This window comes from Streptomyces sp. NPDC031340 (assembly GCF_055569945.1).
The window spans coordinates 68,928-95,244 of record NZ_JBVIIE010000020.1 but is presented as its reverse complement, the minus strand read 5'-3'; the positions used below and the strand labels follow the sequence as shown (position 1 = coordinate 95,244).

At 73.2% G+C, this 26,317-nt stretch carries 25 protein-coding genes and 1 pseudogene; 14 read left to right on the top strand and 12 right to left on the bottom strand.

Annotated features, from left to right (window positions below):
* The first annotated feature begins 12 nt into the window (after nt 1-12).
* The 4 genes from ACZ5GT_RS17865 (at nt 13) to ACZ5GT_RS17850 (ending at nt 4,226) form a co-directional block, all read left to right on the top strand.
* Nucleotides 13-1,215 (top strand): amidohydrolase family protein, encoded by a 1,203-nt coding sequence (locus ACZ5GT_RS17865; protein WP_469024080.1) that lies wholly within the window; start codon nt 13-15, stop codon nt 1,213-1,215.
* The gene (locus tag ACZ5GT_RS17860) at nt 1,215-2,348 is read left to right on the top strand and encodes an acyl-CoA dehydrogenase family protein (protein WP_469024077.1); all 1,134 of its coding nucleotides are present in this window, start codon (nt 1,215-1,217) and stop codon (nt 2,346-2,348) included. Before ACZ5GT_RS17865 ends, ACZ5GT_RS17860 begins: the two co-directional genes overlap by 1 nt.
* A 56-nt stretch (nt 2,349-2,404) precedes the next feature.
* Nucleotides 2,405-3,277: an acyl-CoA dehydrogenase family protein gene (locus ACZ5GT_RS17855; RefSeq protein WP_469024072.1), complete on the top strand. Its 873-nt coding sequence runs from the start codon at nt 2,405-2,407 to the stop codon at nt 3,275-3,277.
* Between the two features lie 487 nt (nt 3,278-3,764).
* Nucleotides 3,765-4,226: an ATP-binding protein gene (locus ACZ5GT_RS17850; RefSeq protein WP_469024252.1), complete on the top strand. Its 462-nt coding sequence runs from the start codon at nt 3,765-3,767 to the stop codon at nt 4,224-4,226.
* Between the two features lie 622 nt (nt 4,227-4,848).
* On the opposite strand, the gene ACZ5GT_RS17845 is transcribed toward ACZ5GT_RS17850, so the two are convergent.
* Nucleotides 4,849-5,775: a cyclase family protein gene (locus tag ACZ5GT_RS17845; protein ID WP_469024069.1), complete on the bottom strand. Its 927-nt coding sequence runs from the start codon at nt 5,773-5,775 to the stop codon at nt 4,849-4,851.
* An 83-nt stretch (nt 5,776-5,858) separates the two neighbouring features.
* Between ACZ5GT_RS17845 and ACZ5GT_RS17840 the strand changes: the two genes are divergently transcribed.
* The 3 genes from ACZ5GT_RS17840 to ACZ5GT_RS17830 are packed head-to-tail and all read left to right on the top strand — an operon-like array spanning nt 5,859 to nt 9,040.
* Entirely contained in the window at nt 5,859-6,770 is a 912-nt protein-coding gene (locus tag ACZ5GT_RS17840; protein ID WP_469024066.1) for an SDR family NAD(P)-dependent oxidoreductase, read from the top strand.
* 60 nt (nt 6,771-6,830) lie between these two features.
* The gene (locus ACZ5GT_RS17835) at nt 6,831-7,991 is read left to right on the top strand and encodes an acyl-CoA dehydrogenase family protein (protein ID WP_469024063.1); all 1,161 of its coding nucleotides are present in this window, start codon (nt 6,831-6,833) and stop codon (nt 7,989-7,991) included.
* Complete coding sequence (locus ACZ5GT_RS17830) at nt 7,991-9,040, top strand: Zn-dependent alcohol dehydrogenase (protein WP_469024060.1); 1,050 nt, start codon at nt 7,991-7,993, stop codon at nt 9,038-9,040. The genes ACZ5GT_RS17835 and ACZ5GT_RS17830 overlap by 1 nt, the downstream gene beginning before the upstream one ends.
* On the opposite strand, the gene ACZ5GT_RS17825 is transcribed toward ACZ5GT_RS17830, so the two are convergent.
* Complete coding sequence (locus ACZ5GT_RS17825) at nt 9,030-10,070, bottom strand: GlxA family transcriptional regulator (protein ID WP_469024057.1); 1,041 nt, start codon at nt 10,068-10,070, stop codon at nt 9,030-9,032. The two genes, ACZ5GT_RS17830 and ACZ5GT_RS17825, sit on opposite strands and share 11 nt — an antisense overlap.
* A 71-nt stretch (nt 10,071-10,141) precedes the next feature.
* Here ACZ5GT_RS17825 and ACZ5GT_RS17820 point away from each other — a divergent pair, with 71 nt between their 5' ends.
* Nucleotides 10,142-11,476 (top strand): MFS transporter, encoded by a 1,335-nt coding sequence (locus ACZ5GT_RS17820; RefSeq protein ID WP_469024052.1) that lies wholly within the window; start codon nt 10,142-10,144, stop codon nt 11,474-11,476.
* On the opposite strand, the gene ACZ5GT_RS17815 is transcribed toward ACZ5GT_RS17820, so the two are convergent.
* The 5 genes from ACZ5GT_RS17815 to ACZ5GT_RS17795 all read right to left on the bottom strand — a co-directional run bounded on the left by ACZ5GT_RS17815 (nt 11,439) and on the right by ACZ5GT_RS17795 (nt 18,052).
* Nucleotides 11,439-12,206 (bottom strand): dienelactone hydrolase family protein, encoded by a 768-nt coding sequence (locus tag ACZ5GT_RS17815; protein ID WP_469024048.1) that lies wholly within the window; start codon nt 12,204-12,206, stop codon nt 11,439-11,441. The two genes, ACZ5GT_RS17820 and ACZ5GT_RS17815, sit on opposite strands and share 38 nt — an antisense overlap.
* A gap of 77 nt (nt 12,207-12,283) precedes the next feature.
* Nucleotides 12,284-12,880, bottom strand: a complete 597-nt coding sequence (locus tag ACZ5GT_RS17810) for a flavin reductase family protein (protein ID WP_469024249.1) — start codon at nt 12,878-12,880, stop codon at nt 12,284-12,286.
* 53 nt (nt 12,881-12,933) lie between these two features.
* Nucleotides 12,934-13,728: an enoyl-CoA hydratase/isomerase family protein gene (locus ACZ5GT_RS17805; protein WP_469024042.1), complete on the bottom strand. Its 795-nt coding sequence runs from the start codon at nt 13,726-13,728 to the stop codon at nt 12,934-12,936.
* Nucleotides 13,719-15,944 (bottom strand): acetate--CoA ligase family protein, encoded by a 2,226-nt coding sequence (locus ACZ5GT_RS17800; RefSeq protein ID WP_469024039.1) that lies wholly within the window; start codon nt 15,942-15,944, stop codon nt 13,719-13,721. The genes ACZ5GT_RS17805 and ACZ5GT_RS17800 overlap by 10 nt, the downstream gene beginning before the upstream one ends.
* Before the next feature lie 599 nt (nt 15,945-16,543).
* Nucleotides 16,544-18,052, bottom strand: a complete 1,509-nt coding sequence (locus ACZ5GT_RS17795) for a flavin monoamine oxidase family protein (RefSeq protein ID WP_469024034.1) — start codon at nt 18,050-18,052, stop codon at nt 16,544-16,546.
* 271 nt (nt 18,053-18,323) lie between these two features.
* Here ACZ5GT_RS17795 and ACZ5GT_RS17790 point away from each other — a divergent pair, with 271 nt between their 5' ends.
* Nucleotides 18,324-18,692 carry a VOC family protein gene (locus tag ACZ5GT_RS17790; RefSeq protein ID WP_469024029.1) on the top strand — a complete coding sequence of 123 codons (369 nt, stop codon included), beginning with the start codon at nt 18,324-18,326 and terminating at the stop codon, nt 18,690-18,692.
* Nucleotides 18,693-18,714: 22 nt separating this feature from the next.
* Here the strand turns inward: ACZ5GT_RS17790 and ACZ5GT_RS17785 are convergent, their stop codons facing one another.
* Both ACZ5GT_RS17785 and ACZ5GT_RS17780 read right to left on the bottom strand, forming a co-directional pair.
* Nucleotides 18,715-19,902 carry a flavin-containing monooxygenase gene (locus tag ACZ5GT_RS17785; RefSeq protein ID WP_469024026.1) on the bottom strand — a complete coding sequence of 396 codons (1,188 nt, stop codon included), beginning with the start codon at nt 19,900-19,902 and terminating at the stop codon, nt 18,715-18,717.
* A gap of 159 nt (nt 19,903-20,061) precedes the next feature.
* On the bottom strand, nt 20,062-21,657 hold the full coding sequence (locus tag ACZ5GT_RS17780) for a subtype B tannase (RefSeq protein WP_469024246.1): 1,596 nt from the start codon (nt 21,655-21,657) through the stop codon (nt 20,062-20,064).
* Nucleotides 21,658-21,900: 243 nt separating this feature from the next.
* Between ACZ5GT_RS17780 and ACZ5GT_RS17775 the strand changes: the two genes are divergently transcribed.
* The 5 genes from ACZ5GT_RS17775 (at nt 21,901) to ACZ5GT_RS17755 (ending at nt 24,102) form a co-directional block, all read left to right on the top strand.
* Nucleotides 21,901-22,353 (top strand): DoxX family protein, encoded by a 453-nt coding sequence (locus ACZ5GT_RS17775; RefSeq protein WP_469024019.1) that lies wholly within the window; start codon nt 21,901-21,903, stop codon nt 22,351-22,353.
* Nucleotides 22,350-22,760, top strand: a complete 411-nt coding sequence (locus ACZ5GT_RS17770) for a Zn-ribbon domain-containing OB-fold protein (protein WP_469024013.1) — start codon at nt 22,350-22,352, stop codon at nt 22,758-22,760. Before ACZ5GT_RS17775 ends, ACZ5GT_RS17770 begins: the two co-directional genes overlap by 4 nt.
* 8 nt (nt 22,761-22,768) lie before the next feature.
* Entirely contained in the window at nt 22,769-23,395 is a 627-nt protein-coding gene (locus ACZ5GT_RS17765) for a GNAT family N-acetyltransferase (protein WP_469024008.1), read from the top strand.
* Between the two features lie 34 nt (nt 23,396-23,429).
* Nucleotides 23,430-23,705: a type II toxin-antitoxin system Phd/YefM family antitoxin gene (locus tag ACZ5GT_RS17760; RefSeq protein WP_469024000.1), complete on the top strand. Its 276-nt coding sequence runs from the start codon at nt 23,430-23,432 to the stop codon at nt 23,703-23,705.
* Nucleotides 23,706-23,781: 76 nt separating this feature from the next.
* Nucleotides 23,782-24,102 carry a PIN domain-containing protein gene (locus ACZ5GT_RS17755; RefSeq protein ID WP_469023995.1) on the top strand — a complete coding sequence of 107 codons (321 nt, stop codon included), beginning with the start codon at nt 23,782-23,784 and terminating at the stop codon, nt 24,100-24,102.
* 20 nt (nt 24,103-24,122) lie between these two features.
* Here the strand turns inward: ACZ5GT_RS17755 and ACZ5GT_RS17750 are convergent, their stop codons facing one another.
* From ACZ5GT_RS17750 to ACZ5GT_RS17740, 3 genes and pseudogenes are all read right to left on the bottom strand, one after another.
* Complete coding sequence (locus tag ACZ5GT_RS17750; RefSeq protein WP_469023989.1) at nt 24,123-24,788, bottom strand: pyridoxine/pyridoxamine 5'-phosphate oxidase; 666 nt, start codon at nt 24,786-24,788, stop codon at nt 24,123-24,125.
* A gap of 676 nt (nt 24,789-25,464) precedes the next feature.
* A complete protein-coding gene (locus tag ACZ5GT_RS17745) occupies nt 25,465-25,803 on the bottom strand; it encodes an XRE family transcriptional regulator (RefSeq protein WP_469023983.1) in 339 nt (112 codons plus the stop codon).
* Nucleotides 25,800-26,187 (bottom strand): annotated as a pseudogene (locus ACZ5GT_RS17740) (type II toxin-antitoxin system RelE/ParE family toxin). Before ACZ5GT_RS17740 ends, ACZ5GT_RS17745 begins: the two are co-directional and overlap by 4 nt.
* Nucleotides 26,188-26,317 lie beyond the last annotated feature (130 nt).

Genomic DNA, 26,317 nt, shown 5'->3' with positions numbered 1-26,317 from the left:
CCGGAGGGGATCATGACCGACCCGGGCGAACTGCCCCGCATCATCAGCGTCGACGATCACGTGATCGAGCCGGCCCACCTCTTCGAGACCTGGCTGCCGCGCAAGTACCGCGACCGCGGCCCGCGGCCCGTCACCGCCGGGATCGGGGAACTCGCCTACGTCGGCGGCAAGTACCGGATCACCATGGACCCGGACGGCCCGCCCACCGACTGGTGGATCTACGAGGACCTGCAGTTCCCGTACAAGCGCAACATCGCCGCCGTCGGATTCGACCGCGACGAGATGACGCTGGAGGGCATCACGCGCGCGGAGATGCGGCGCGGCTGCTGGGACCCGAAGGAACGGCTCGCCGACATGGACCTCAACCACGTCGAGGCCAGCCTCTGCTTCCCGACCTTCCCGCGCTTCTGCGGCCAGACCTTCGCCGAGGCGCACGACAAGGAGGTCGCGCTGGCCTGCGTGCGCGCCTACAACGACTGGATGGTGGAGGAGTGGTGCGGCGACAGCGGCGGCCGGCTCATCCCGCTGTGCCTGATCCCGCTGTGGGACGTGGAACTCGCGGTCGCCGAGATCCGGCGCAACGCCGCACGCGGGGTGCGGGCCGTCACCTTCTCCGAGATTCCCACCCACCTGGGCCTGCCCTCCATCCACTCCGGGTACTGGGACCCGTTCTTCGCGGCCTGCCAGGAGACGGGGACGGTCGTCAACATGCACATCGGGTCGTCGTCGCAGATGCCGGCCGCCTCCCCGGACGCCCCGCCCGCCGTCCAGGCGTCCCTGAGCTTCAACAACGCCATGGCGTCGATGATGGACTTCCTCTTCAGCGGGGTCCTGGTGCGCTTCCCCACCCTCAAACTCGCCTACTCGGAAGGGCAGATGGGCTGGATCCCGTACGCCCTGGAGCGCGCCGACGACGTCTGGCGGGAGCACCGAGCCTGGGGCGGGGTGCGGGACCTGATCCCGGAGCCGCCGTCGGCGTACTACTACCGGCAGATCTTCTGCTGCTTCTTCCGGGACAAGCACGGGGTCGCCTCGCTGGACGTGGTGGGCCGCGACAACGCCACCTTCGAGACCGACTACCCGCACGTCGACTCCACCTTCCCGCACACCAGGGAGGTCGCCCTGGAGCACGTGCAGGGCCTCGACGCGGAGACGGTCCACAAGCTGATGCGGGGCAACGCGATCCGCATGCTCGGCCTGGACCTCGACCGCTGATGGACCTGACGTACACGCCGGAGGAGGAGGACTTCCGGGCCCGGCTGCGCAAGTGGCTGGCCGAGGCGCTGCCCGCCCTGCCGCCCAGGCCGTCGCCGCGGGACTGGCCGGCCCGCCGCGCCTACGACCTCGGCTGGCAGCGGATGCTGTACGACGCCGGGTACGCCGGCGTGCACTGGGACGCCTCGCCGACCCTGCGGCTGATCTTCCTGGAGGAGACCGAGAAGGCGGGCGCGCCCTACGTGGGGGCGAACTTCGTCGGGCTGCTGCACGCCGGCCCGACCATCGCCGCCGAGGGCACCCCCGCACAGCGGGAGCGCTGGCTGCCGCCGATCCTGCGCGGCGAGGAGGTCTGGTGCCAGGGCTTCAGCGAACCGGACGCCGGTTCCGACCTCGCGGCGCTGCGCACGCGCGCGTGGCGGGACGGCGACGCCTACGTGGTGAGCGGCTCCAAGATCTGGACCTCGCACGCCGAAGTGGCCGACTGGTGCGAGCTGTTGGTGCGCACGGACGCCACGGCGCCCAGGCACCGGGGCATCACCTGGCTGGCGATGCCGATGGACGCCCCGGGCATCACCGTACGGCCGCTGCGCACCCTGGCCGGCTCGGCGGAGTTCGCCGAGGTGTTCCTCGACGAGGTGCGGGTGCCGGTGGCCGACCGGGTGGGCGACGAGAACGACGGCTGGCGCGTGACGATGGTGACGCTGTCCTTCGAGCGCGGCACGGCCTTCGCCGGCGAGGTGGTGGCCTGCCGCCGCGTCCTCGGCGAACTCGCCGCCGAGGCCCGCCGCAACGGGCGCTGGGACGATCCGGTGCTGCGGCGCAGGCTCGGCGCGCTGAACGCCGAGTTCCGCGCGCTGTGGCGGCTGGCGCAGTGGAACGTGAGCGAGGCGGAGGAACGCGGAGGCGTCCCGGGAGTCGGCGGCTCGGTCTTCAAACTGCGGTACTCGCACGCCCGCCAGGACCTCTACGACACCGCGGCCGACGTGCTGGGCCCCGACGCGCTGGACCTGGAGCAGCCGTGGGTCCTCGACCGGCTGACCTCCCTGTCGTACACCATCGCGGCCGGCACCTCGCAGATCCAGCGCAACATCGTGGCGGAACGCGTCCTGGGACTGCCGAAGGGGCGGTGACGGGCGGTGACGGGGTGATTCCGGTGACGAACGGGCGGTGAAGGGGGTGGCGCGGCGTGCGGTTCCGGGTCGGTGAGGAGCAACGGGCCCTGCGGGACGGGGTGCGGCAGGTGCTCGGGCGGTGCTTCGGAAGTGAGGCGTTGTGGCGGGCCGTCGAGGGGGGAGGGCGGCTCGACCGGGCGCTGTGGCGGGAGTTGGGGGCGGCCGGGTTCTTCGCGCTGCGGGTGCCGGAGGAGGAGGGCGGGGTCGGGCTCGGGCTGCCCGAGGCGGTGCTGGCGTTCGAGGAGGCGGGCCGGGTGCTGCTGCCCGGGCCGCTGATGGCCACCCACCTCGCGGCGCGGGAGGTGCCGGGCGCGGCCACCGGCGAGACGGTCGTCGCGGCCGTCGACGGCGGGCTGGTGGAATGGCTCAGCGAGGCGGACACCGTCCGCGGCGACGCCGCGAAGGCCGTACCGCTGCGGTCGGTCGACCCGCTGACGCCGCTGCACCGGGTCCCCGGCGCGGCGACGACCGCGACCGATCCGGTGGGCGTTCTGCTCACCGCGGCCGAACAACTGGGCACCGCCACACGCGTGTGCGAGCTGGCCGCGCAACACGCCCGGACCCGTGAGCAGTTCGGGAGGCCGATCGGGGCCTTCCAGGCCGTCAAGCACCTGTGCGCCGATCTGCTGGTGCGCGCCGAGGTGGCCCGGACCGCGGTCTACGCGGCCGCTGTCACCGCCGACCCGGCCGACGTCGCCGCGGCCCGGCTGCTGGCCGACGAGGCCGCCGTGCGCGGCGCCCGCGACTGCCTCCAGGTGCACGGCGGCATGGGCTTCACCTGGGAGTCCGAGGTGCACCTGCACCTGAAGCGGGCGTGGGTGCGGGCGCAGCGTGGCGGCGGCGTGACGGAGTGTGAGGAGCTGCTCGCGGCCGATCTGACGGCCTGAACGACGTCGTCCTGGGGCATCGCCCGCGCGACCGACATGGATGTCGCGGATCGTGGCATACCGGAATTACGGAGCGTTGATGCCGGGTTGTGTCCGAAGAGTGTCCCGTCACCTCCCGGAGTCACCGCCGTGCTCCGGTACCTTCTGTGGAATGCGAGTGGTTCCGAGGACGGGCCGGCCCGGTTTCGCCCCCATGGCGAGGCTGGATCAAGCCTGTTCGACTCGTCGCCGCGAGCGTCGCACAGTATGCCGCACGGGTACTCCTTCGCGCTGGAATATGCCCGAAGCGCTTGTTGAGGTGACTGTACGTCAACCAAGCTGTCTCGTAAGGGATTCACGTTCCGTGACCCTTGCTCTGGGCTCTGCGCCGGCCGTTGTCCCGGCCATGCAGAAAATGGCTACGATCGTGGCCCTCGTCGCGGCGTGCGCGCGGCCCGAGGTCAGGTGTCCGCCGGTTCGGATGGTGTGAGCGGTGCAGGTGCTTCAAGTGCAGTTGGAGATCCGGCCCGACCCCGCAGAGGTCGGGCGCGCCCGGCGGTGGGCGCGGTCGCGCCTGGCCGGGTCCGGCATACAGGAAGACGAACCGCTCGCCGAGACGCTGGTGCTGCTCGTCTCGGAGCTGGTCACCAACGCCGTGGTGCACACCGGCTGTCCGGCGGTGCTGCGGCTGTCCCTGGCGGGCGCGGTGGCCGGGACCGCCACCGTCCGCGTCGAGGTGGCCGACGCCAGCGACCGGGCCCCGGTGCCCCGATGTCTGGACGGCGACACCACCGGCGGGCGCGGGCTCGCCCTGGTCGACGGCCTGGCCGACCGCTGGGGCTGGAACCCCGAGGGGTCCGGCAAGCGCATCTGGTGCGAACTCGACCGCTGCGAGCGCACCGGGCAGGGCGCGACCGGCTGCGGGAGCGGCGCGTCGGCGTACGACGGGCTGGCCTTCGAGGCGGTGTGACCCGCTCCCGTCCGCCGGTGGTCCGTCAGCCCTGGCGCAGAGGGCGCAGAAACCGCTGTCAGAGCCGGTCGGTGAGGGCGCGGTGCGCCGGGACGTGCTTCCGTGCGCGTCCGCGACAAAGCGGGCATAAGTGAGGAATCCTGCACCGACTGTTGACGTGTCCTGTCCGATTGATCACCCTTGAGTTCAGCGATTCGCCGCGAGGGGACGGCGAGGGCTCCGGTGACGGGAGCCCTCGGCGAGCGTGGGTCGTGACGCGGCGTCCGTTCCCTCGGGGCCAGGAGGGCCGGAACGGGTCCGCCGCAGTCGGATGGCGGTGCGCGGCGCCGTGCTCGGGGCGGGCGGGGCGCACCGCCGTCCGACCGTCTCCGGCGGCGCCATGGCGCGACGGCATACGCGAATCCACCGCATGCGTGAACCGGAGGCGTTCACGCCTCTCCGGTGTCCGCGGCCCTCCGGTGTCTACGCATCTTCGGCATCCGCGACCCTCCGGCGTTTACGCATCCCCGGCCTGCACGGCCCGTCGGTGTCTACGCATCCCCGGCCTGCACGGCCCGTCGGTGTCTGCGCGTCTCCGGCCTGCACGGTCCTCCGGCGTCTCCGCCTCTCCGGCATCCGCGGCTCACAGGACGGCGACCGGTGCCACCGGGGTCCCCGTCGCGCCGACGAACGGCTCGGGCATCGCCGACAGCAGGAACGCGTACCGGCCGCTTTCTCCACAGGCTGTGGACAACTCTTCGAGGTTCCAGTTCTGGCCCTGGAGCATCCCCATCTCCACGAGGTCGAGCGCGTGCACGGGCAGCCACAGGTCCTCGATCTCGGGCGGGAAGATCTCGAAGGTGAGGGTGTCGTTCGCCACGGCGGCCACATCGCGCGCGTGGAACCACTCCGGCGTGCGCACCGACAGCCCCGGCGACGGATAGCCGTACGCCTCCCGGTCCCCGGCGAGATAGGCCTGGATCTGCCCGGTCCGCACCAGCACGACGTCGCCGGCCCGCACCCGCGTCCCGGCGAGGTCCTCCGCGGCCTCCAGGTCCTCCGGCGTGACCGGGTGCCCGCCCGCCAATCGGTCGACGCCCCGCGCGCGGGCCACGTCAAGGAGCACCCCGCGCGAGACCACGTGCCGCGCCTTGTCGATGCCGCCGAACTCGGCGCCCCCGTGCGCGGTGACCGTGCCGGCGGGGCGGCCGTTGTAGAGCTTCCCCGAGTGGGAGACGTGGGTCAGCGCGTCCCAGTGGGTGGCGGCCTGGAGCCCCATGGTCACGGCGTCGTCGCTGCACGCCACCGTGCCCGGCCCGAACAGCTCCTGGTTGATCTGCACCATCGTGTGCAGCGGGTTGACCCGCCCCGGGATCACCCCGGTCTGCACGCCGTCCTGCCGCAGCGGCAGCGCGAGCGGGACCCGGCGGCCGGTGCGGACGGTGGCGGCGGCCTCCCGGACCACCTCGTCGGTGATCAGGTTGAGGGTGCCGATCTCGTCGTCGGGCCCCCAGCGCCCCCAGTTGTTCACGCGCTTCGCGATCTCGTGGAACTCGGCCGGCAACGACATCGGCCCTCCCCGGGGCTTGTCTCCTGATGTCTGGCGGGACATAAAATCTAACGGTCCGTCAGAAACCGCGGGAAGGGGCCGGCGTGGGGAACTTCTTGGCAGGCAAGGCCGTCGCCGTGACGGGCGCCGGACGGGGCATCGGCCGGGCGGTGGCGCTGGCCGCGGCGGCCGAGGGCGCGAAGGTCGTCGTCAACGACTACGGCGTCTCGGTCGACGGCGCGTCCCCGGGCAGCGCGGTCGCCGAGGCGGTCGTCAAGGAGATCGAGGCCGCGGGCGGCGAGGCGGTCGCGGTGGCCGACGACGTGTCCACCATGACCGGCGGACAGCGGATCGTGGACGCGGCGCTGGAGTCGTACGGGCGGCTCGACGGTGTCGTCTGCGTCGCCGGGATCCTGCGCGAGCGGATGCTGTTCAACATGTCCGAGCAGGAGTGGGACCCGGTGGTCGCCACCCACCTCAAGGGCACGTTCACCGTGTTCCGGGCCGCCTCGGCGGTGATGCGCCGGCAGCGGGCGGGGACGCTGATCGGGTTCACCAGCGGCAACCACCAGGGTTCGGTGTCGCAGGCCAACTACAGCGCCGCCAAGGGCGGGATCATCTCGCTGGTGCGCAGCGCCGCCCTGGGCCTGCACAAGTACGGGGTGACCGCGAACGCGGTGGCGCCTGTCGCCCGTACCCGGATGTCGGCCGGCGTCCCGATGCGACTGGCGGAGATCGGGGAGCCGGAGGACGTGGCCGCGCTGGTCGTCTACCTGCTGTCGGACGAGGCGAAGGAGCAGCGGATCACCGGCCAGGTCTACACGGTCGCCGGCTCCAAGATCGCGGTGTGGGCGCAGCCGAGGGAACTGCGGGCCGCGTACGCCGACGGCGGATGGACGCCGCAGACGATCGCGCGGTTCCTGCCGGGGACGGTCGGGGTGGACCCGATGCCGATGCTGCGACAGCTGGAGGAGATGGAGCAGGCGGCGGCGCGCGGGGACCGGCCCAACCACTGAGAGGCCCGGCACCAGAGGGGCCAAGACCTGCGAGCCCAAGACCTGAGAGGGGAGAGCGTCGTGGACTTCGGATTCACCGCCGAGGACGAGGCGTTCCGGGCCGAGGCCCGGGCCTGGCTCGCCGCGCACGCCGCGCACGCCTCGGACACCGCCGACCGCCGCGCCTGGGAACGCACCCTCGGCAAGGCGGGCTGGATCGGGCTCGGCTGGCCCGAGTCCGGCTACGGCAACCGCACCGCCGGCCTCACCCGGCAGGTCGCCTGGGCCGAGGAGTACGCCCGCTCGTCCGCACCGCCGCGTTCCGGGCACATCGGCGAGAACCTCCTCGCCCCCACCCTGCTCGCCCACGGCACACCCGAGCAGAAGGCCCGCTTCCTCCCGCCGATCGCGGCCGGCGAGGAACTGTGGTGCCAGGGCTACAGCGAACCCGGCGCGGGCTCCGACCTCGCCGGGGTGCGCACCGCGGCCGTACGCACCCCCGACGGCGACTACCGGGTCACCGGGCAGAAGATCTGGACGTCGCTGGCGCACGAGGCGGACTGGTGCTTCGTGCTGGCCCGCACCGAGCCCGGCTCCCGCCGCCACCACGGACTGAGCTTCCTGCTGCTGCGGATGGACCAGCCGGGGCGGATCGAGGTGCGGCCCATCCGCCAGCTCACCGGCACCAGCGACTTCAACGAGGTCTTCTTCGACGGCGCACGCGCGCGCGTGGAACACGTCGTCGGCGGCGAGGGCGACGGCTGGCGGGTCGCGATGAGCCTGCTCGGGTTCGAGCGGGGGGTGTCCACGCTGGCCCAGCAGATCGGCTTCGCCGAGGAACTGGCCGACGTCGTCCGGGCGGCCGTACGGACCGGCGCGGTGCGCGACCCGGTCCTGCGCGACCGGCTGGTGGCGCAGTGGGCGGAGTTGCGCGCCATGCGCTGCAACGCGCTTCGCACGCTCGGGCGTTCGGACGTGCCGGGCGCGCCGAGCGTGGCCAAGCTGCTGTGGGCGGGCTGGCACCGGCGGCTCGGCGAGCTCGCCGTGCTGGTGCGCGGGGCGGCGGCGGGCGCCGGACCGGCCGACTGGTCGCCGTCGGCGCCGTACGAACTCGACGCGGCGCAGCACCTGTTCCTGTTCTCCCGGGCCGACACCGTCTACGGCGGCTCGGACCAGGTCCAGCGCACGATCATCGCCGAGCGGGTGCTCGGCCTGCCCAGGGAGCCCAAGGGAGGCGAGTGATGCGCGCGGTGGTGTTCGACGGGAAACGGACCGAGGTCGTCGACGACCTGGAGGTGCGCGATCCCGGCCCCGGCGAGGTGCTGGTGGCGGTGAAGGCGGCCGGGCTGTGCCACAGCGACCTGTCCGTGGTGGACGGGACCATCCCCTTCCCCGTCCCGGTGGTGCTCGGGCACGAGGGCGCCGGGGTGGTGGAGGCGGTGGGCGCCGGGGTCACCCATGTCGCGCCCGGCGACCACGTGGCCCTGTCCACGCTGGCCAGTTGCGGCACCTGCGCCGAGTGCGACCGGGGGCGGCCGACGATGTGCCGGCAGGCGATCGGGCGGCCGGGGCGGCCGTTCACGCGGGGCGGGCGGCCGGTGTACCAGTTCGCCGCGGACTCGGCGTTCGCGGAGCGGACCGTGGTGAAGGCCGTGCAGGCGGTGCGCATCCCGGCGGACGTCCCGCTGCCGTCCGCCGCGCTGATCGGGTGCGGGGTCCTCACGGGCGTCGGCGCCGTGCTCAACCGGGCGCGGGTGGACCGCGGGGAGCGCGTGCTGGTCATCGGCACGGGCGGCATCGGCCTGAACGTCATCCAGGGCGCCCGGCTCGCGGGCGCGCTGACCATCGTCGCGGTCGACGCCAACCCGGCGAAGGAGGCGGTGGCCCGGCGGTTCGGGGCGACGCACTTCCTGACGTCGGCGCGCGACGTGCGGGAGGTCCTGCCGTCCGGCGCGGACCACGCCTTCGAGTGCGTCGGCCGGGTGGAGCTGATCCGGCAGGCCGTCGACCTGCTGGACCGGCACGGGCAGGCCGTCCTGCTCGGCGTGCCCCCGGCGACCGCGGAGGCGTCCTTCCGGGTCTCCTCCCTCTACCTGGACAAGTCGATCCTCGGCTGCCGCTACGGCTCCTCGCGCCCGCAGCGGGACATCGCCCTGTACGCCGAGCTGTACCGGGCGGGCCGGCTGCTGCTGGACGAGCTGGTGACGGCGACGTACCCGGTCGCGGACTTCGACAAGGCGCGGGCGGACGCGGAGGCGGGCCGCGTCGCACGCGCCGTCCTCACCTTCTGACGCGTTCCCTCCGGGGCCCCACGGCCCCACGGCCCCACGTTCGCGCGCCGGCGCGGAAGGTGCGCCGGTACGCCGTCGGCGTCACCCCGAGCGCCGTCTGCAGGTGCTGGCGCATCGACTGGGCCGTGCCGAAGCCGGCGTCCCTCGCGATCCGGTCCACCGACCGGTCGGTGGTCTCCAGCAGGTGCCGGGCCCGCTCCACGCGCTGCTGGGTGAGCCACTGGCCGGGGCTGACGCCGACCTCCTCGCGGAAGCGCCGGGTGAAGGTGCGTACCGACATGGACTCCCGCTCCGCCATGTCCCGCAGCTGGATCGGCTCGTGCAGCCGTCCCAGCGCCCAGGCGCGGGCCGCGGTCGTGGTGGCCTGCTGCGGGTCGGGCACCGGCCGCTGGATGTACTGCGCCTGCCCGCCGTCGCGGTGCGGCGGTACGACCGTGCGGCGGGCGATCTCGTTGGCGACGGCGGTGCCGTGGTCGCGGCGCACGATGTGCAGGCACAGGTCGATGCCGGCCGCGACGCCGGCCGAGGTCAGCACGTCGCCGTCGTCGACGAACAGCACGTCCGGATCGACGTCGATCTTCGGGAAGAGGCGTCGCAGGTGCTCGGTCTCCGCCCAGTGGGTGGTGGCGCGCCTGCCGTCGAGGAAGCCTGCGGCGGCCAGCACGAACACGCCGGTGCAGATGGAGGTCAGCCGGGTGCCCGGCCGGATGTGCGCGAGCGCGGCGGCCAGCTCCTCGGTGAGCACGCCCTGCTCGAAGACCGGGCCGAGTTCGTAGGAGGCGGGGACGACGACGGTGTCCGCGGTCGCCAGCGCCTCCGGCCCGTGCTCCACCGTGATCGCGAAGTCGGCGTCCGTGCGCACCGGGCCCGGTGGCCGGACCGAGCAGGTCACGACCTCGTACAGCGGCCGGCCGCGGCTGTCCCTGGGGCGGCCGAAGATGCGGTGCGGTATGCCCAGCTCGAAGGGGAGCAGGCCGTCCAGGGCGAGGACGACGACGCGGTGCGGGCGGAAGTCCGGCTCACGGCTCATGGCCCGATCCTAGCGAACACTGTCCTCCGGGCCACTCGATCGAGCCCCGACCGTGACGGATGCTCTGTTGCGTGAGCCAGACAACCGAAGCCGCAGCCGCCGCAGCCGCAGCCGCCCTGGAGGAAGCCCGCCCGCCCCGGAAGCCGCGAGTCCACCGTGCGTGGTTCGTCGCCGCCGTCACCTTCGTGACGATCATCGGGGCGGCGGCCTTCCGCTCGCTCCCCGGACTGCTCATCGACCCGCTGCACCAGGAGTTCGGCTGGTCGCGCGGCACGATCGGCGCCGCCGTCTCCGTCAACCTCGCGCTGTACGGCCTCACCGCCCCGTTCGCGGCGGCGCTGATGGACCGCTTCGGCATCCGGCGGGTGGTCGCGGCCGCTCTCACCGTGATCGCGGTCGGTTCGGGCCTGACCGTGTGGATGACGGCGGCCTGGCAGCTGCTGCTGTGCTGGGGTCTGCTGGTGGGTCTCGGCACCGGCTCGATGGCGCTGGCGTTCGCCGCCACGGTCACCAACCGCTGGTTCACCGAGCGCCGCGGCCTGGTCACCGGCATCCTCACCGCCGCGTCGGCGTCCGGGCAGCTGATCTTCCTGCCGCTGCTGTCCTGGATCGTCGAGACGCACGACTGGCGCCCGGCGGCCGTCACGGTGGCCCTCGCCGCGCTCGCGGTCGTGCCGTTCGTCTGGCTGCTGCTGCGCGACCACCCGGCCGACGTGGGGCTGGCGCCGTACGGCGCGACCGCCTTCGTGCCCAAGCCGCCGCCGGTCCCCGGCGCCGCCCGCCGCGCGGTCGCCGTGCTGTCCAGGGCCGTCCGCACCGGCACCTTCTGGCTGCTCGCCGGCACCTTCGCGATCTGCGGCGCGTCCACCAACGGCCTGGTCCAGACCCACTTCGTGCCCGCCGCCCACGACCACGGGATGCCGGTCACGGCGGCGGCCTCGCTGCTGGCGGTGATCGGCGTGTTCGACGTCGTCGGCACGATCGCCTCCGGCTGGTTCACCGACCGCTTCGAGCCGCGCCGCCTGCTCGCGGTGTACTACGCCCTGCGCGGCGTCTCGCTGCTGTTCCTGCCGATGCTGCTGGCCCCGTCGGTGCATCCGCCGATGCTGTTCTTCATCGTCTTCTACGGCCTCGACTGGGTCGCCACCGTCCCGCCCACCATCGCCCTGTGCCGCGCCCACTACGGCGACGACAGCGCGATCGTCTTCGGCTGGGTCCTCGCCTCCCACCAGGTCGGCGCCGCCCTGGTGGCCTTCCTCGGCGGCGTCGCCCGCGACGTCTTCGGCTCCTACGACATGGTCTGGTACGCCTCGGGCGCCCTGTGCGCGGCGGCGGCCCTGATGGCCCTGGTGATCCGCCGCCGGCCGATCACCCCGGCGGCAGAACTCGCGGCCGTGCCGTCCTAGCCCCGAGGTGCCGGGCGAAGAACCGGAGCATGCTGTCCGTCTCGAAGGCCGGGACCTCACCGTGCTTGCCGGGGTTGGCGTGCAGGGTCTTCTCGGCCGAGGCGAAGGCGTCGAACAGTGCCAGGCTCCGGCTCCGGGGCACTCGCTCATCGTCCCACTGCACGAGGAACTCCACCGGGACGGTGATCCGGGCGGCGGTCTCGGCCGGCACCTCGGCACCGCCCAGGCCCAGCACGGCCGCCCGGACCCGGGGCTCGGCGGCGATGAGCGGGACACCGATCACGCAGCCCAGCGACACACCCCAGTAGCCGACCGGGCCACTGCCGACATGACCGAGCTGCTGGACCGCGTCGAGGACCGTCTGCCATTCCGGCACGATCTCGCGGGCAATGAGCGCCTGGAAGCCGGCGATCAGCGGGGCCGGTTCCTCACCGGCGTCGAGCCGGGCCTCGTACTCGGTCGCGATCCGGGTGAACTCCTCGTGTTCCGGCCGGTCGCCGTGGCTGGGCGCGTCGACCGCCACCACCGCGAAACCGCACTCGGCCACCAAACGGCGCGCACGGTCCACGATGTCGGGGGCCTTCTTGTGCTGACCGCCGCCGTGCCCCATCGCGATCAGGGGGCGGATCCCGTCGGCGCCTCGCGGAGTCCACAACACGCCAGGGACGTCGCCGAGGCGGAAGAGCTGTTCGCGGACGCCTTCGGATGACGACTCAGCGGTGAAGCGCATGGCGTTCCGGGCCTTTCGGGATGCCTGCCGCGGGCGCTTTCGATGATGCGCCACGGATCACGGGCGTGCGTGCCCGGTCACAGGAACCGTCCCCGGTGGAACAGCAACGGCGCGCCGTCCCCGTCGTCCGTCCCCAGGGTCTCCACCCGGCCCACCACGATCAGGTGGTCGCCGCCGGTGTGGACCGCGTGGACGGCGCAGTCGATCCAGGCCAGGGTGTCCGGCAGGCGCGGGGAGCCGGAGAAGGGGGCCGCGTCGTACGGCACGCCCGCGAACTTGTCCGCGCCGCTCACCGCGAAGGCGCGGCACAGGCCGGCCTGCTGGGCGGCGAGGACGTTGACGCAGAAGACGCCCGCGCGGGCGATGCGCGGCCAGGTCGTCGACGCGCGGCCGACCATGAAGGCGACCAGCGGCGGGTCCAGGGAGAGGGACGAGAAGGACTGGCAGGCGAAGCCGGCCGGGCCGTCCTCGCCGTCGGCGGCGGGGGCGGTGATCACGGTCACGCCCGTCGCGAAGTGCCCGAGGACGCGGCGGAACGCGGCCGGGTCCACCGGCGCGCGTTCGTCCTCGCGGACGCAGCGCAGCTCGGGGCGCGGCAGCGCCTCCACGGGGGCCGGAGCCCCGGCCGACCGGAGGTAGCGGACGGCGGCCGCGGCCGCCCCTGCGTGTCCCATCACACCGGCCATTGAAGCTGACGGCACGTCAGATGGGAAGGGTCGGCGCCCCCTCAACGCCCCCGGTACTCGGGGGTTCTGCGCTCCACGAAGCTCCGTACGCCTTCCCGCGCGTCCCGCGTGGTCATGTTGATCTCCTGCGCGGCGGCCTCGGCGGCGAAGGCGGAGGCGCGGTCGGCGTCCAGGGAGGCGTTGACGAGCTGCTTGGTCAGGGCGAGCGCGCGGGTCGGTCCGGCGGCGAGGCGGGCGGCCCAGGCGCGGGCCGTCGCGTCCAGCTCGCCGTCGGGGACGACCCGGTTGACCAGGCCGAGGCGTGCGGCGTCGGTGGCGCTGAGCGCGTCGCCGAAGAACATCAGCTCCTTGGCCCGCTGCGGGCCGATCAGACGGGGCAGCAGGTAGGCGCCCCCGCCGTCCGGGACCAGTCCCCGGCGCACGAACACCTCGATGAACCGCGCCGACTCCGCGGCCAGCACCAGGTCGCAGGCGAACGCCAGATGGGCGCCGAGCCCGGCCGCCGTGCCGTTGACGGCGGCGATCACCGGCTTCTCGCAGTCCAGCACCGCGGAGATCAGGCGCTGCGCGCCCAGCCGCAGGACGCGGGCGACGTCGCCGGGGAGCCGCTCGCCGTCCGCCGTGCCGCCGCGCAGGTCCGCCCCCGCGCAGAAGCCGGGCCCGGCGCCGGTGAGGACGACGGCCCGTACGGCGGGGTCGGCGGAGGCGTCGTCCAGCAGCGCGACGACGCGGTCGCGCGCCTCGGGCGTGAGGGCGTTGAGGGCCTCGGGCCGGTCGAGGGTGAGGTGGGCGACCTGCCCGTGCACCTCGTGCCGTACCGGGGCGCTCAACGGCACACCACCAGCGCGTCGAGGGCCACCGCGCCCTGCCCGCGTTCCAGCACCATCAGCGGGTTGACGTCGAGCTCCGCGATGTCGTCACCGAGCTCCAGCGCCATCCGCTGCACCCGCAGGACCACCTCCACCAGCGCGTCGAGGTCGGCCGGGGGACGCCCGCGCACCCCGTCGAGCAGGGCCCGCCCGCGCAGCTCGTCGAGCATCTCCCGGGCCTGCTCCTCCCCGAACGGCGGCACCCGCACGGCCGCGTCGCGCAACACCTCGACCAGCACGCCGCCCAGCCCGACCGTCACGGTCGGCCCGAACAGCTCGTCGTGCGTGACGCCGACGACCATCTCGACGCCCCGCTCCACCATCTGGCACACCAGTACGCCGTCCAGCGCGACGCCCTCGTAGCGGGCGATGTCGGTCAGCTCGCGGTAGGCGTCCCGGACCTGGCTGGCCGAGGTGAGCCCGATCTTGACCAGGCCGAGCTCCGTCTTGTGCGCGATCCGCGCGCCGGACGCCTTCATCACCACCGGGTAGCCGACCAGCCCGGCCGCCCGTACGGCCGCCGCCGCGCTGGTCACCAGCTGCTCGCGCGGCACCCGGATGCCGTACGCCCGCAGCAGCTGCTTGGCCGCGTGCTCGCTGAGCTGCTCGCCGGGCCGCAGCAGCGCCCGCGCCTTGCGGAAGGACGGCGACGGGGTGCGCGGGGCCGCGTCGAAGGGGGAGCGGTAGCCGGCGGTGAAGCGGTGGTGGCCGAGGTAGGCGCGCACCGCGCTGACGCAGTTGGCGACGGTGCGGAAGGTCGCCACCCGGGAGGAGCCGAGCAGCACCTCCCGGTACGCCGGCTCGGTGCCGACCGGCGACCCCCACACCACGCACACCAGCTTGTCCGTCTCCTCGGCCGCGTCCACCAGGTCCCGCACCAGCTTGTCGCTGAGCGGCGGGAACGGCCCGGTGACCGGGCAGATCAGCACCCCCACCTCGGGGTCGGCGAGGAGCGCGTCGATGATCTTCCGTCCGCGGTGGTCGCCGACGGGGTGGCCGCCGTTGTCCACGGGGTTGGCCACGTTCAGGTAGTCGGGGATCCACTGGTGCAGCTCGGCCTGCCGGGCCTCGGACAGCACCGGCAGCCTGAGCCCGGCGGCGGCCGCCAGGTCGGCGACGTGCGCGCCGGTGCCGCCGGAGATGGAGCAGACGACGACGCCGTCGGCGCGGGGCGGCCGGGCCCGGGCCAGCAGGGCGGCGGTGTCCTGGAGTTCGTCGAGGCCGTCCACCCGGATCACGCCGAACTGCCGCATCGCCGCGTCCACCACCGCGTCCGCGCCGGTCAGCTTGCCGGTGTGCGAGGCGGCCGTGCGGGCGCCGGCCTCGGTGCGGCCCACCTTGACGGCGACCACCGGCACCCCGCGCCGGGCGGCCCGGTCGGCGGCGAGCAGGAAGGAACGGCCGTCCTTCAGGCCCTCGACGTAGGCGGCGATGGCGCCGACCTCGGGCCGCTCGGCGAAGTAGGAGACGAAGTCGGCGGTCTCCAGGTCGGCCTCGTTGCCGGTGGGCGCCCAGTGGGAGAGCCGGATGCCGAGTTCCTGGAGCGCGAAGACGGGGCGGCCCTGGTGCCCGGACTGGGTGATCAGCGCGATGGCGGGGCCGTCGAGGTCGTCCCGGAACCGTTCGAAGGCGTTGAGGTTGGTGTTGGGCCCCAGCAGCCGCATGCCGGACTGCGCGACGGCGGCGGCCAGGCGCTCCTGCGCGGCCGCGCCCCGCGCGCCGGTCTCGGCGAACCCGGAGGCGAAGACGACCGCGAACCTGGCCTTGGCCGCAGCGAGTTGCTCGACCACGGGGAGCGGGTCGGCGACCAGCACCACGGCGACGTCGACCTGTTCGGGCAGGTCGGCGACGGACGCGGAGCAGGGGATGCCGAACACGGACGGGCGGCGCGGATGCACCGGGTGCAGCCGGGCGCCCACCCGCTCGGTCCAGCCCACCAGCTGCCGGGTGATGCCGGTGTTGGGCCGCCCCTCGGCGTCCGAGGCGCCGATCACGGCGACGGACTCGGGGCGGAAGAAGCGGTCCAGGTCGGGGACGCCCGCGTACAGGGGCCGGCCGCTGACGTCGAGGTCGTCCGCCTCGGCCGGCCGGCCGTGGACGGCGGGTCCGGGCTGCTCGCCGCAGGCGATGACCCGGGCCCGGCGGGAGTCGGTGGTGAGGGTGCCGTGGGTCGATCCAAGCATCTGTCCGCCCGCTCCTGTGTGACAGCAATAACTGACGCTCTGTCAGATTACTGAACTGACGCCGTGTCAGGAACGGCCGTGCAGGCAAAGCCCGGCGTTCCTTGCCGGGCCGCGCTCTCGCCGACGCGGGCCCGACTGCCCGGCGCCCGCGCCCGGCCGTCCCCGGCCTGGGCCTGGCGGCCCCGGCTCGGGCCCGGTGGGCTCCGTTCACGCCTCCGGTTCCGGGCGCGGGCTCCGTTCACGCCTCCGGTCCCCGGATCGGGCTCCGCCGTCCCCGGCTCAGGCCCGCAGCTCCGCGCTCGCGCCCGGCTGTCCCGCTCCGAGCCTTGTCGCCTCGCTCCGGGCCCACCCGTCCCCGGCTCAGTCCGGCGGCTCCGCGCTCGTGCCCGCCGTCCCCGGCTCAGTCCGGCGACTCCGCGTTCGTGCCCCGCCGTCCCGCTCCGAGCCCCGCCGTCCCGCTCCGAGCCCTGCCGTCCTGCTGCGAGCCCTCCCGCCCCCAGGCGCGGGCGCTGCCGTCCCGGGTGCGGCCCCGCCGTTCCGCGCAGTGTCCGGCCGGCCCGTGCTCACGCCCGCCGTCCCCGCTCACGCCCGGCCGGGCCTCACAGCGCCGCCAGCACCTCCTTGGCCACCCGCTCGCCCGAGCGCACCGCGCCGTCCATGAACCCGGTCCAGTACGTGGAGGTCTCGGTCCCCGCCCAGTGGATGCCGCCGGCCGGCTCCCGCAGCGCGGCCCCGTACTCCGTCAGCACCCCGGGCGGCGCGTAGGCGACCGGGCCGCCGCGCGAGAAGCCCTCGTTGTCCCAGCGCTGGAGCACGAAGGCGGTGGGCGACTTGGCCTTGTCGCCGAAGTAGACGGCGTAGTCCTTCAGCACGGCCGCCTTGACCTCGTCCACGCTCGCCGCGTCGTACGCCCGCATCTCGTCGGCCTCGATGAAGCCCATCAGGGCGCCGTAGGAGGCGTCGGGGGGCGAGTTGTCGAACGTCGAGCGGACCACGCCCGAGTCGCTGACGACCTGGCCGTTGAGGCCGGCGGCGCGCCAGAAGGGGGTGTCGTAGACGGCGATGGCCTTGCCGATCGAGCCCATCGGCATCCGCTGGGTGAGCTGGTCGCGGGCGGCCGGCAGCAGCGGGTCGTAGGCGATGCGGGCGGCCAGCGGCGGCGGCAGCGCGACGACGACCTTCTTCGCGGTCACCGTGATCCCGTCCGCGGTCACCACGTACCGGGCGCCCGACCGCGCGATCGAGCGCACCGGCGCGCTCAGCACCACCCGGTCGCCGAGGGTGGCGGCCAGCTTCACCGGCACCTGCTGGGAGCCGCCCACGAAACGGGACTCCTGGGCGCCCTTCGCGGTGTCGGTGAGGCGCTCCAGGGTGCCGGCGGTGGACTCGTTGCCGGCGGCGGCGATGTAGTACAGGACGTAGAGCAGGGACAGCTCGCGGGGCTGCGCCGAGAAGATCGACGTGGTCGCCACGTCGAGGAGGAACTTGGCGGACGGGACGACGGCGTTGGCGTTCAGCCAGCTCTCGAAGGTCTGCCGGTCCCACTCGGCGGCCTTGGGCGCGGTCCACGGCGCGTCGATCGGCACCTTCTTGGCCATGTCGTCGAGCGCGGCCTGCACGATCGCGGCGTTGGCGAGTCCGGCCGCGTCCACGGGCGGGACCGCGCCGAGCAGCCCGTCGGTGGCGTAGGGCGTCTTCGTGCCGTCCTTGTACAGCAGGTTCTTGCCGGTGTTGTAGGTGGGGAAGGTCGCCACGCCCAGCGAGTCGGCCAGCGCCTTGATGCGGTCCTGGGTGGGGCCGATGAACTCCGCGCCGCCCTCCGTGACACCGCCGCCCGGCAGGGGCAGGCCCACGATCCGGCCGCCGACCCGGTCGCGGGCCTCCAGGACGGCGACGGTGCTGCCGCCGGCCACCAGGTCGCGGGCCGCGGTCAGCCCGGCGAGGCCGCCGCCGACGACGCAGACGTCCACGTCCCGGCCGGCCGCGGACGCCGTGCCGACGGCCGCGGTGCCGGTGAGGGTGACGGCGCCCGCCGCCGCGGCGGCACCGCCGAGCAGGGAGCGCCGGGAGAGCAGGGAGAGCCGGGGAAGCTGTCTTTCACGTGCCACGTGCGTCCTCCGTCATGAGCGAGAGGTGGGTGGAGCCGGAACCCAAAAGGTGAACAGCGCTCACATTCTGGCCCGGCGCGACGGCGCGGTACAGCTCTGCGCCAACATCTGACTCAGGAGTAAGGAAAGCCGCACGTAGGAGAGTTGGGCTTCAGTGCCATGGCGGCACCGGGGGCCCCGCCGCGGGGCGCCCCGGACGCCGGTTCCGCCGATGAGTTCACCGTCCTCGAACGGTCTGTCCAACGTCACTACCGTTCTCGACAGGAGCGCCATGTCCACCATCCAGCCGGTGATCATCACTGCCGACCACGACGTCCTGCTCGGCTTCTACACGGAATTGTTCGGCGCCGAGGAGATCCTCCGGGTGCCGGCCGAAGGCCCGGTCTTCTACGTCGGCCTGCGCATCGGCGACACCGACCTCGGGCTGGTGGCCGATGCGGACCCGGAGACCGGGGCGGCACCGCGGATCCTGCTCAGCATCGGTGTCGACGACGTCGACGAGATGCTCGGCCGGGTGGAGGCGCTGGGCGGCTCGGTCCGCGGCGGCCCCAACGACATGCCGTGGGGACAGCGCGTCGCCCACGTCCAGGACCCCGATGGCAACCCGCTGAACCTCACCCAGCCGATCCCGGCCCGCTGATCCACCCCTGTCCGGGGCGTTGTCAGGACGGCAGTCGGGAGGCGCGGGCGCCGGCGGTCCGGGTGACGGCCTTGGCGATCTTGACGGCGTCGAGGGCCATCTCGCGGAACATGCCGCTGATGGGGTTGGTGAAGCCGGTGAAGTACAGGCCGGGCGCGTTCTCGGGGCAGCGGCCGCCGTGCGTCACCGGCCTGCCGCGCGCGTCGAGCACGCCGAGGTGGCCGACGATGCCCTCCAGGGCGCGGACGTACCCGGTGGCGGCGATCACGGCGTCCGGCGTGACGCGGGTACCGTCGGCGAGGACGACCTCGTCCCCCTCGAAGGAGTCGACGGCGGCCACCACCTCGACGCGCCCCTTGCGCACGGCGTCGACGAGACCGACGTCCAGAATCGGGATCGCCCCCTGCTTGACCCTGCTGTAGAGACCGGTGTCCGGACGCGGCAGCCCCCGCGCCGTCAGGTCCGGCACGCTCAGCTTCGCCACCGGCCGGGCCAGCCGGTCGACCAGCCCGGTCGGCAGCCGCCGTACCAGCACGCTGGTGTACTGGGTGGGCCAGCCGGCCGTCGAGCGGCGCACGATGTGCGGGGCCGTCCGCACGGACAGCCGCACCCGCGAGGCGCCGCCCTCCGTCAGGTCGACGGCGATCTCGGCGCCGGTGTTGCCGGAGCCGACGACGAGGACGTCCCGGCCGGCGTACGGCTCGGCGTTGCGGTACCGCGACGCGTGCAGCAGCTCCCCGCCGTACGTCTCGCGGCCGGGCCAGGCGGGGATGCGCGGGGTGTGGTTGAAGCCGGTGGCGACGACCACCGCCGCGCCGGTCAGCTCGCGCCCGCCGGTGGCGTGCAGCAGCCAGCCGGCGCCGTCAGGGGCGCGCTCGATCCGGGACACCTCGACGCCGGTGACGATCTCCAGCTCGTGGTGCTCGGCGTACTTCTCCAGGTAGCGCACCACGTCGTCGCGGGACACCCAGCGCCCGAACCGGCGCGGCATCGGCAGCCCCGGCAGCGCGGACAGACGCCGGGTGGTGTGCAGGTGCAGACGGTCGTAGTGGCGCCGCCAGGACGCCCCGACCCGGTCGGACTTCTCCAGCACGACGGCACGGACGCCCCGCGCGCGCAGCGCGTACGCGACGGAGAGCCCGCCGGGCCCGCCGCCGACGACGTAGACGGGGTGACCCGCGGGGCTTGCGATCGGTGTGGAGTCGGCCATGAGCGCGAGCGTAACCACGCATCAGTTTGTTGGGTCTCGGTCAAGACCGGAATTGGTTGCGGATTGATCACGTGTGGGGGAGGAGCGGGTGGGACGTGTGGCGTACTTCACGTGATTGTGGCCGTTCCGGGGATCCGGTACGTCCCACCCGGTCGCCGTCTACCGAGCCTTGTGGCCGGTCACCTTGGCGATCCAGGCGATGAAGTCGCCCGGGTCGGTGTTCGCGCCGTGGCCCTGGTCCCAGTAGTAGAGGTGGTTCACGTCGTCGCCGAGGGCGTGCGCGGCGGCGGCGAGGTTCGCGGAGACCGTGAGCGAGGTGTCGGAGTCCTTGGTGCCCAGGCGGATCCACCAGCGCCGGGCCCGGCCGGCGTTGACCTTCTCCACGAGGTGGTGCATCGGGTTCATCAGGTTCAGCTTCTCGGGGATGTCGCTCGCGACGCGCTTGGTGCTCAGGCCCGTGGTGTCGTTCTTCGCGCCGTACGCCGTGAAGTGGCGGGCCTCGGTGGTGCCCGCGCCGAACTCGTTGTTCTCGCCCGTGGACAGGTCGAACGCGTCGAAGGCCGGCGTGTTCTTCTTCCGGGCGCCCACGTGCGCGAGGAAGTCCTCCCAGGTGAAGGAGGCCTTGCCGTTCTTCCAGGTGATGAAGGGGTTGGCGGCCAGGTAGGCCTCGCGGTCGGCGTCCGACAGGGCGGCGAGGTACGTCGTGGCGGACGGCCGCAGGTACTGCTCGACCAGGTAGTCGTCGTAGTTGCGGGCGGTGAGCGGGCCTTGGCCGTTCAGGCCGCGCAGCCGCAGCCCCGCCTGGTACTCGGCGAACTGCGCGGTCAGCGCCTTGGACACCGCCCGGTCGACCTGCTCGCCGGTGCTCAGGCCGTTGGCGCCCCAGTTCCACTCGTAGGCGCCGTCGGCGTGCTCCAGGTCCGTGATCGGGCACCACGCGCCGACCGCGAACACCGCGTCGGAGGCGTCCGCCGCGCCCAGCTCCTTCAGGTACTTCGCGTAGGCCGGGCTGTCGCCGGAGGCGCCCAGCAGCGCCGACAGCGCGCCGCCCGCGCTGGTGCCCGCGGACACGATCCGGTCGACGTCGCCGGGGATGCGGCCCCTGTTGGCCTTCACGTACCGCACCGCTGCCTTCAGGTCGACGATCGCGGCGGGAGCGGTGCCGTAGTACTCGCCGGCGGAGTTCGTGAGGGTACGGCCGCGGGCGCCGGGCTCGACGACGACGTACCCGGCGAGCAGGGCCAGCTTCTGGTTGGTGTCCAGGGCGCCGCCGGTGGCGTTGGTGTTGCCGTTGGCGTTGCCGTTGCCGCTCGTGTCGGAGGCCGAGGGGCTGGGCGCGGCGCTGCCGGAGGGGCCGCCGCCGGGCATGCCGCCCCCGCCCATGCCCCCGCCGCCGATCCCGGTCGCGTCGGCGACCGAGGACGGCATGTAACCGCCGACGGAGTTCGCGAAGAGGATCGGCGCGTCGGTGGCGTCGACCGCCTTGCCGTCGACCTCCACCGGCACGCTGACGTTCAGCGACTGGTACTTCTCGTCGACCGGCCGGGCTACGTAGGTGAGGGCCTTCCAGAAGCGGTAGGTCACCTGGTGCTCGTCGCCGTCGGTGTCGGTGACGGTGGTGGTCAGCTCGGTGTAGGCGTCCGGGTCGAAGACCAGGGCGCCCGAGGAGGACGACGACCCCGTGCCGCTCGACGCCTGGGCGCTGAGGGTGACGCCGCCGACCGCGGCGACGCCCGCGGTGGCGCCGATGCCCATCACGACGGTCCTGCGCTTGACTGCCCTGTGCTTCACGATTCTCGACTCCCTCGATGGCTGGGCTTGCGCCTGCTTACGTCTGCTTGCGTCTGCTTGCGCCTGCGAAGGTAGCGACAGTGTGGACAAGATTGCCAACAATCTGCGCGCATTCATGGCCGATGCACAGATTCACAGGCGGGATACAGACCCCCAAGGGGATCCAACGGCTTCTCGGAAAGCCCGATCTGACGTACCGTCAGATCCATGGACACGATCTGGCTCGACGGCGCCGAGTGGCTGGCCGTGCTGCGCGTCGGACTCGGCCTGTGGTGGCTGGAGAGCTGGCGGCACAAGGACAAGAAGGGCTGGTTCGAGCGCGGCACCGGCATCGCCTGGGCCGCGGACGTCGCCGCGCGGCACCGCTGGAGCGCCGTGCGGACCGGCTTCGACGCCGTGGTCGCCCCGCGGCCGCGGACCATGGCGTACGTCGTCGTGTACGCGGAGCTGGCCCTGGGGCTCGGACTGGTCGCCGGCTTCCTCACCCCGGTCGCGCTGGCCGGCGGCCTGGCCCTCAACGCGCTCTACTTCACGCTCATGATCCACGACTGGGCCGAGCAGGGGCAGAACGTGATGATGGCGCTGATCTCCGCCGTCGCGTTGTTCGGCATGTCCTGGCAGACCTGGTCCGTCGACAGCGCGCTGGGACTGTTCCGGTGACGGCCGCCCGCTTCGACGTCCCGGAGGCAGACCCGTTCACGCGGACGTACTGGGACGCGGCGGCCGGGGGCAGGCTGCTGATCCGCCGCTGCGGGGCGTGCGGGCGGGCCCACCACTACCCGCGCGAGTTCTGCCCGCACTGCTGGAGCGAGGACGTGACCTGGGAACCGGCGAGCGGCCGCGCGGTGCTCTACACCTGGTCCGTCGTCCACCGCAACGACCTGCCGCCCTTCGGTGCCCGCACGCCCTACGTCGCCGCCGTCGTCGACCTCGCCGAAGGGCCGCGGATGATGACCGAGGTCGTCGAGTGCGCGGCGGACGAACTGCGGGCCGGCCTGGACCTGGAGGCCGTGTTCCGGGACGGCGTACCGATATTCCGGCCGCGCGGGGCGGCCGCAGCGGATTGAATGGGCGGATGCACCACGCCGACCAGCACCGCGCCGACCAGCACACCGCCCAGCCTTTCACCGGCCCGTTTCCCGCCCTGCGCGGCCACGGTCTCCTGCTGCGCCCGTGGGACCCGGACTCCGACACCGACGTCGCCGCCTGGCTGCGCGGGCTCACCGACCCGGATTTCGTGCGCTGGAACACCCCCCTCAGAGCGGTCACGGACGTCGACAGCGCCCGTGAGTCGCTGCGCGCCAAGACGCAGGCCGCGGCGGAGGGCAGTGCGGCGTCGTACTGCGTCACCGACGCGGAGACCGGCACACTGCTCGGCCACATCAGCGTCGAAGTCGTCCACCCCGCGATGCCCATCGCCCGCGTCGGCTACTGGGTGCTGCCCGAGGCCCGCGGGCGGGGCGTCGCCACCGGCGCCCTCACCGTGGCCGCCCGCTGGGCCCTGACCGGCTTCGGCCTGCACCGCCTCGAACTCGGCCACGCCGTCGGCCACGACGCCTCCTGCCGCGTCGCCGAACGCTGCGGCTTCCGCTACGAGGGCACCCTGCGCGGCGCGATGTTCGAGGCGAACCGCCGCGACGCCTTCCGGGACGTCCACCTGCATGGCCGTCTGGCGACGGACGCCGTTGCCGTAGCGCCATGAGACACGACGGGCTACATGAGGCTACACTGGGTCTATGAGGACGATCACGCAGCGCGAGTTCCGGAATCACTCCGCCGCGGTCATGGACGCGGTCGAGGCGGGAGAGACCTACCACATCACCCGCAACGGCATAGAGGTCGCCGAACTGCGTCCGCTGGCGCGTCGACGCCGGCTCAGCGCCGACGAACTCGTGGCCAAGCACAAGAGGCTGCCGCGGGTGGACCACGCGCAGATGCGTGCCGAGGCCGACGAGTTCTTCGGCAGCGAGGAGCGTCTCGACGACGATCCATGGGAGCGCTCGCGTGGCTGACCGGCACCCTGCGGGCGTTCTTGACACGTGCGCCTACATCGATCTGGACCTGCTCAGCCCGCAGAGCCTTCCGCTCATGCCCGAACTGACCGCCGTCACGTTCGCGGAACTGCAGCAAGGGGTGGCTATGGCGAGGGACCCGGCCGCGCGGGCGGCGCGCATGGAGAAGCTCGGTGCTGCGGTCGCCGACTTCGAGCCTCTGCCGTTCGACGGAGACGCTGCCTCCAGGTACGGCACCCTCGTCGCACTGACCATCACGGCCGGCAGAGACCCTCGTCCGCGCCGCGTGGATCTGATGATCGCTGCGATCGCCTCAGTGAGGGGCATGCCGCTTTTCACGCGCAATGCAGCGGACTTCAAGGGCTTGGACAGCACGCTCCTCGTCGTGCCCGTCTGACCGGGACGCCTGGATCCGGCTCACGGCCACAGCAGCTCCTGCACCCAACCTGCCTGCGTGCGGCGATAGTTGAGGCGGACGTGGCGGCGGCGTTCGTCGCCCTGGAAGAACTCCGCGGAGTCCGGGCGCAGGTGGTACAGGGTCCAGGTCGGCACCGGCGCGTCCGGCTCACGCTGGGCCCGGTCCCACGCCGCCTCCGACGCCCGCGCCAACTCCTCCACCGAGCCCAGGACTTCGCTCTGGCGACCGGTCAGCGCGGCGGCCAAGGCGCCCGTCGAGCGGGCGTGCAGGTCGCCCTGGGACTCCTCGGCCGGCGCGGCGGTGACCGGGCCGCGCACCCGCACCTGGCGGCCCAGCACCGGCCAGTAGAAGGTGAGCGCCGCGTACGGCCGGGCCGCCAGGTGTCCGCCCTTGCGGCTGGTCGCGTGGGTCGCGAACGACCAGCCGTCCGCGTCCGCGCCGTGCAGCATCACGATCCGCACGTCCGGGCGGCCCTCCGCGTCCGACGTCGCCAGCGACATCGTGTGCGGCTCGGCCTGCCCGGCCGCCACCGCCTCCGCGAACCACTCCGTGAACAGCGCCAGGGGCTCCGCGGGCGCGGCCGCCGGGTCGAACGGCCGCAACTCGGTGACCTCCGGGTCCCAAACCCGCAGCGACCTCAGCAGCCCGTGAAGATCCGATGCCATACGCCGAGTATCACCCGCCGCCGCGACAGCGCCCCCCCGCGCCCTCGTCCGGCAGTCCGGCAGTACGGCAGTACGTTGGACTCCGGGGGCGTCGAGAGGGGGCGGGGGAGCTGCGACACGAACGAACCGGCCGGGCGGCGTCGGGGCATCTGCTCGCCGGGGTCCTTCTGCTGGGGACCCTCACCGCGTGCGGTGGCAGCGAGCCGATGGCGCTCTCCGCGCCCGACGTCTTCTACCTTCGCGCGCACGGCGGCGAGAAGCGGTTCCCGCTGTCGGTCGACGGCGGCAGCCCGTACGCCCGTCCCGGCACCGGGCGGCTGACCGTGGACGTCGCGCCGGGGTCCGAGGGCGTCGTCCGGCTGGACGGGAGCGGCCCGGACTGCGCGGGCGGTGCCACCCATGTCACCTGCGACGTCACGGGCACCGGCCTCGGCCTGGCGGGCACCCGGGGTGTCGTGCCGCTCGCCGCGAAGGGCAGTGAGCCTGGGCGAGCCGGGAACCGGCAGCGTGCGCCTGCGCGACGCCAGGCCGCGGACCGGCCGCCACGACCCCGACCCGTCCGACAACCGGGCCACGGTCACCGTGACCCGGTGACCCGGCTCAGTCGAATGTGCCCCAGTCGCCGTCACCACCTGACCGCAAATGCCGACTACAGCGCCGGTGCGTGCCCTCGGGCTCAGGCCACGGTGTATTCGGCGTCTCCGAAGTCCGCGACTATACGCAGCCGGCCACCCAGCGCTTCCACATAAGCTCGGAGTGTCGCCACCTCGGCCCGGTCCAGCTCGCCGTGCTCGATCGCGGAGACGCGAGGTGCCGAGACTCCCATGGAAGCGGCGACCTGGCGCTGGGTCAGCGCCTGTTCGCGTCGGACCTCCGCCAGCTTGTGAGCGCGCACCTCCGCGGTCAGCCTGTCCATGGCTGCCTGCTTCTCCTGAGTCGAACGCACCGGCAGTCCAGCGGCCTCGCGCCGCTCACGTGCCTTGCGCTTGGTCTCCTCCCAGCTGACTGTGCTCATTCGTACTCCCTGGTTTCAAGATCAGTCACGTGCGCCCGGTAGCGCTCCTCGGCGATCGGGATGTTGACGTCGTACCAGCGCTGCCAGTTTCCGGCCTTGTCGCCGGCCACCAGCAGCACGGCCCGGCGCACCGGATCAAAAGCGAAGAGGATCCGAATCTCGCTGGTCCCGGACGAACCCGGTCTCAGTTCCTTCAAACGATGGTTCTCGGCACCCTTGATCCGGTCAACCAGCGGACGACCGAGCGTCGGGCCCACGGCCGCCAGCATGTCGATGGCGTCTTCCACCTGTTCGGCGCTGTCCCAGTCCTCCGGCAGCCAGCGCCTCGAACCACGCCGCGACCTCCGCGACGAGGACCACTTCCCATTGAGCCACGAGCCCCATGTTAATGCAAGCGTTAACTTCGACTCCGCTCTCGCGAGTGCCTGACCGGGTCGTCGGCTTTCTCGGCGACCGGCGGTATCTCGGCACTGGCTGAGAGATCGAGCAGCGGCCCTGGCTGTCGAACGGCGGC

Excerpts from the sequence above, each read along its gene's own strand:
- ACZ5GT_RS17865 (WP_469024080.1), top strand. The coding sequence starts at position 13 with ATGACCGACCCGGGCGAACTGCCCCGCATCATCAGCGTCGACGATCAC.
- ACZ5GT_RS17860 (WP_469024077.1), top strand. The coding sequence starts at position 1,215 with ATGGACCTGACGTACACGCCGGAGGAGGAGGACTTCCGGGCCCGGCTG.
- ACZ5GT_RS17845 (WP_469024069.1), bottom strand. The coding sequence starts at position 5,775 with ATGTCGTTGCCGGCCGAGTTCCACGAGATCGCGAAGCGCGTGAACAAC.
- ACZ5GT_RS17830 (WP_469024060.1), top strand. The coding sequence starts at position 7,991 with ATGCGCGCGGTGGTGTTCGACGGGAAACGGACCGAGGTCGTCGACGAC.
- ACZ5GT_RS17825 (WP_469024057.1), bottom strand. The coding sequence starts at position 10,070 with ATGAGCCGTGAGCCGGACTTCCGCCCGCACCGCGTCGTCGTCCTCGCC.
- ACZ5GT_RS17815 (WP_469024048.1), bottom strand. The coding sequence starts at position 12,206 with ATGCGCTTCACCGCTGAGTCGTCATCCGAAGGCGTCCGCGAACAGCTC.
- ACZ5GT_RS17810 (WP_469024249.1), bottom strand. The coding sequence starts at position 12,880 with ATGGGACACGCAGGGGCGGCCGCGGCCGCCGTCCGCTACCTCCGGTCG.
- ACZ5GT_RS17800 (WP_469024039.1), bottom strand. The coding sequence starts at position 15,944 with ATGCTTGGATCGACCCACGGCACCCTCACCACCGACTCCCGCCGGGCC.
- ACZ5GT_RS17790 (WP_469024029.1), top strand. The coding sequence starts at position 18,324 with ATGTCCACCATCCAGCCGGTGATCATCACTGCCGACCACGACGTCCTG.
- ACZ5GT_RS17785 (WP_469024026.1), bottom strand. The coding sequence starts at position 19,902 with ATGGCCGACTCCACACCGATCGCAAGCCCCGCGGGTCACCCCGTCTAC.
- ACZ5GT_RS17780 (WP_469024246.1), bottom strand. The coding sequence starts at position 21,657 with ATGGGCATCGGCGCCACCGCGGGCGTCGCCGCGGTCGGCGGCGTCACC.
- ACZ5GT_RS17775 (WP_469024019.1), top strand. The coding sequence starts at position 21,901 with ATGGACACGATCTGGCTCGACGGCGCCGAGTGGCTGGCCGTGCTGCGC.
- ACZ5GT_RS17765 (WP_469024008.1), top strand. The coding sequence starts at position 22,769 with ATGCACCACGCCGACCAGCACCGCGCCGACCAGCACACCGCCCAGCCT.
- ACZ5GT_RS17760 (WP_469024000.1), top strand. The coding sequence starts at position 23,430 with ATGAGGACGATCACGCAGCGCGAGTTCCGGAATCACTCCGCCGCGGTC.
- ACZ5GT_RS17755 (WP_469023995.1), top strand. The coding sequence starts at position 23,782 with ATGCCCGAACTGACCGCCGTCACGTTCGCGGAACTGCAGCAAGGGGTG.
- ACZ5GT_RS17750 (WP_469023989.1), bottom strand. The coding sequence starts at position 24,788 with ATGGCATCGGATCTTCACGGGCTGCTGAGGTCGCTGCGGGTTTGGGAC.
- ACZ5GT_RS17745 (WP_469023983.1), bottom strand. The coding sequence starts at position 25,803 with ATGAGCACAGTCAGCTGGGAGGAGACCAAGCGCAAGGCACGTGAGCGG.